The organism is Melaminivora alkalimesophila, from assembly GCF_000282995.1.
GTDB classification, from domain to species: Bacteria; Pseudomonadota; Gammaproteobacteria; order Burkholderiales; family Burkholderiaceae_C; genus Melaminivora; species Melaminivora alkalimesophila.
The window spans coordinates 1-3,655 of the sequence record NZ_ALEE01000250.1 but is presented as its reverse complement, the minus strand read 5'-3'; the positions used below and the strand labels follow the sequence as shown (position 1 = coordinate 3,655).

Annotated in this window: 3 protein-coding genes; 1 reads left to right on the top strand and 2 read right to left on the bottom strand. The window is 70.1% G+C overall.

Annotated elements, in window-relative coordinates; all coding sequences use genetic code 11:
- Window positions 1–109 precede the first annotated feature (109 nt).
- Window positions 110–1,048, bottom strand: a complete 939-nt coding sequence (locus tag A612_RS04550) for a LysR family transcriptional regulator (protein WP_019373362.1) — start codon at window positions 1,046–1,048, stop codon at window positions 110–112.
- A 98-nt stretch (window positions 1,049–1,146) separates the two neighbouring features.
- A complete protein-coding gene (locus A612_RS04545; protein ID WP_019373361.1) occupies window positions 1,147–2,970 on the bottom strand; it encodes an ABCB family ABC transporter ATP-binding protein/permease in 1,824 nt (607 codons plus the stop codon).
- A 150-nt stretch (window positions 2,971–3,120) separates the two neighbouring features.
- On the opposite strand from A612_RS04545, the gene A612_RS04540 reads away from it, so the two are divergent.
- Window positions 3,121–3,549, top strand: a complete 429-nt coding sequence (locus A612_RS04540; RefSeq protein ID WP_019373360.1) for an acyl-CoA thioesterase — start codon at window positions 3,121–3,123, stop codon at window positions 3,547–3,549.
- Window positions 3,550–3,655: the final 106 nt, after the last annotated feature.

Genomic DNA, 3,655 nt, shown 5'->3' with positions numbered 1-3,655 from the left:
GGGCCCGCCGCGCCGGCCGGCCGGGGCGCACTGCAATTCGTTCGCGCGGGTATTGTGCGCGCAGACCGGGCCCAGGGACTAGAGTGTTTCCACGTGCATGGCGTCGGCCTCAGCGCGCGCCCTGATCGGTGTGTGCGGCCAGGTAGTCCCACAGCGCCAGTGCCACGGTCTTGGCGCGCTCCCGGCGGGCCGGCTTTTCCCGGTAGGCGCGCACTTCCATGGTCTCCTGCAGCGGCGGCATGCCCGGCGCCACCGCGCTTACCAGCTTGCGCGCGCGCAGCTCCTTCTTCACCGCGCTGTAGGGCAGGAAAGCCACCCCATGGCCTTCGAGCGCCATGGCCTTCAGGCCTTCCGCCATGTCGGTCTCGTACACCCGGTCCAGGTGGATCGGCGTCTCTGCCTGCTTGAGGATCAGTTCCGTCACCCGCCCCAGGTAGGCACCCGGGGCATAGCCCAGGTAGGGCAGCGGCTCGCCCGGGCGGCCGGGCAGCAGGTGCAGCGGCTGGCCGTCGGCGCCCGGCCTGGTGTAGGGGGCCAGCGGCTCCTGGCCGAGCGTCAGCATCTCGTAGCGTTCGGGGTCGAGCTGGATCGGCTGCGAGGCGTGGTAGTAGGCGATCAACAGGTCGCAGCCCCCTTCCACCAGGCGCATCACGGCGTCGTGCACATTGAGCGCGATCAGGCGGCTCTTGAGCGGCCCGAAGCCCGCACGCAGCCCGCTCACCCAGGCCGGAAAGAAGGTGAAGGCCAGCGTGTGCGGCACGGCGAACTCGACCATGTCGCTGCGCGTGCTGGAGTGGGCGCGCATCACGGCGCGGGTGTTCTGCAGCGCCTGCAGCACTTCCAGCGCCTGCTCGTACAGCGTGGTGCCCGCCGCCGTCAGGCTGGTGGGGTAGGAACTGCGGTCCACCAGATCGGTGCCGGCCCAGGCCTCCAGCGCCTGGATGCGGCGCGAGAACGCCGGTTGCGTCACGTGGCGCAGCTGCGCCGAGCGGCTGAAGCTGCGCGTCTCGGCCAGGCTGACGAAGTCCTCAAGCCATTTGGTTTCCATGGCAGCCATTATCCTTGTGCAGGCAGTCCGGTTAGCGCCTCGCCACTTGCGGGGCCCCCGGCGACGCAGCGGCCGCCCTCCTCGGCAAGCCTGCCCCGTTAGGAAGCAGGCTGGGCGCCGCCGTGGCGCTGCAGCGCCCACATCTGCGCGTAGCGCCCGCCCGCCGCCAGCAGCGCGGCGTGCGTGCCGCGCTCGACGATGCGCCCGGCGTCCATGACCAGGATCTCGTGCGCATCGACCACCGTGGACAGGCGGTGCGCGATCACCAGCGTGGTCTTGCCCTGCGCGACGGCGCGCAATTCCGCCTGGATGGCGCGCTCGTTGGCCGAATCCAGCGCGCTGGTCGCCTCGTCGAAGATCAGGATCGGCGGGTTCTTCAGCAGCGTGCGGGCGATCGCCACGCGCTGCTTTTCACCACCGGACAGTTTCAGGCCGCGCTCGCCCACCATGGTCTCGTAGCCCTTGGGCTGGGCGGCAATGAAATCGTGGATGTGCGCCGCGCGCGCCGCCTGCTCGACTTCCGCCTGCGTGGCCTCGGGGCGGCCGTAGGCGATGTTGTAGGCCACCGTGTCGTTGAACAGCACCGTGTCCTGCGGCACGATGCCGATCGCCCGGCGCAGCGATTGCTGCGTCACGCCGCGGATGTCCTGGCCATCCACGGTGATCCGGCCCGCCTGCACGTCGTAGAAGCGAAACAGCAGCCGGCCGAGCGTGCTCTTGCCCGCGCCCGAGGGCCCAACCACCGCCACCGTCCGGCCGGCCGGGATCTCGAAGCTCAGGCCCTGCAGGATCGGCCGCGCCGGCTCGTAGGCGAAGTGCACATCCTCGAAGCGCACGGTGGGCGCGCGGGGCAGCTCCAGCGGCTGCGCATCCGGCGCATCGGCGATCTCCTGCTCGCGGTCCATCAGCGTGAACATCTTGTCCAGGTCGGTGAGGTTCTGCTTGATTTCGCGGTACACCACGCCCAGGAAGTTCAGCGGGATGTAGATCTGGATCATGAAGGCGTTGACCATCACCAGGTCGCCCAGCGTCAGCCGGCCGTCCGCCACGCCCTGCGTGGCCCGCCACAGGATCGCCACCAGCGCGACAGCGATGATCAGCTGCTGGCCGCCGTTGAGCAGGCTGAGCGTGCTGCGGCTCTTGAGCTGCGCGCGCCGCAGCCGCTCCAGGCTCTCGTCATAGCGGCGCGCCTCGAAGGCCTCGTTGTTGAAGTACTTGACGGTCTCGTAGTTCAGCAGCGAATCCACCGCCTTGGTGTGGGCGGCCGAATCGAACTGGTTCGCCTGGCGCCGGAACTGGATGCGCCATTCCGTCACCCACACCGTCCAGCCCACGTACAGCACCAGCGCCGCCAGCGTGATCACGGCGAACCAGGCGTCGAAGCGGCTTGCCAGGATGGACAGCACCAGCAGCACCTCCACGAAGGTGGCGGCGATGTTGAACAGCGCGAACGACACCAGCGACTCGATGCCGCGCACGCCGCGCTCGATGTCGCGCGTCATGCCGCCGGTCTGGCGCTCCAGGTGAAAGCGCAGCGACAGGCCGTGCAGGTGCTCGAAGGTCCTGAGCGCGATCGCCCGTGCCGCGCCGTGCGTCGCCTTGGCGAAGACCAGCTCGCGCAGCTCGTTGAACAGCGAGTTGCCGAAGCGCAGCGCGCCGTAGGCCAGCAGCAGCCCGACCGGCACCACCAGCAGCGCGGCCGTGCTGCCGGGCGGGAGGGTCATGGCGTCGATCAGTTTTTTCAGCAGCAGCGGCACGCCCACGTTCGACAGCTTGGCCGCCACCATGAAGGCGATGGCCGCCGCCACGCGCCATTTGTACTGCCACAGGTAGGGCAACAGGCGGGCGAGCGTCGCCCAGTCGGAGCGGGCCGCAGGGTCGGCGTCGGGCAGGGGAAGGGGAGCGGAGCCGGAACGGCGCATGGGCAGGGGAAGGGAGGGAGGAAACAGGCAGGGCGGCATGGCCGGACACGGCCAGGCGCCCATTGTGGCCCCGTGGCCCGGCACGTGCAGGCAGCCAGCGCTGCGCTCACTTGCAGGATAATGCGAGGTTTTGCACCCCCTGCCTTCGCCATGACCGCACCGACCCCCGACCATCCCTGCCACCAGTTGCCCAGCGACAAGGAGCTGGTCCTCAAGGTGATCCCCATGCCCGCCGACACCAACGGCAACGGCGACATCTTCGGGGGCTGGGTCATGGCCCAGGTGGACCTGGCGGGCTCGGTGCTGCCGGCGCGCCACATCCAGGGGCGCATGGCGACCGTCGCCGTGAACGAGTTCGTCTTTCGCCAACCGGTGCGCGTGGGCGACCTGCTGTCGTTCTTTGCCGAGGTCACGCGCATCGGCAACACCTCCATCACGGTGGAGGTGGAGGTCTACGCCGAGCGCATCCGCGCGCAGGGCCAGTACGTGAAGGTTACAGAGGCACGCCTGACCTACGTGGCGCTGGACGACAACGGGCGCCCGCGCCCCATCCCGAAGGCGGCCGCCCGCGCGTCCTGAGCGGCGGCCCGGACAGGGGCCGCCCCATGCGCCCGCCGCCGGCTCAGGCGGTCGCCAGCTCTTGGGCGGCGGCCGGGCGGCGCGCCGGCTCGGCCTCGGCGGCGCC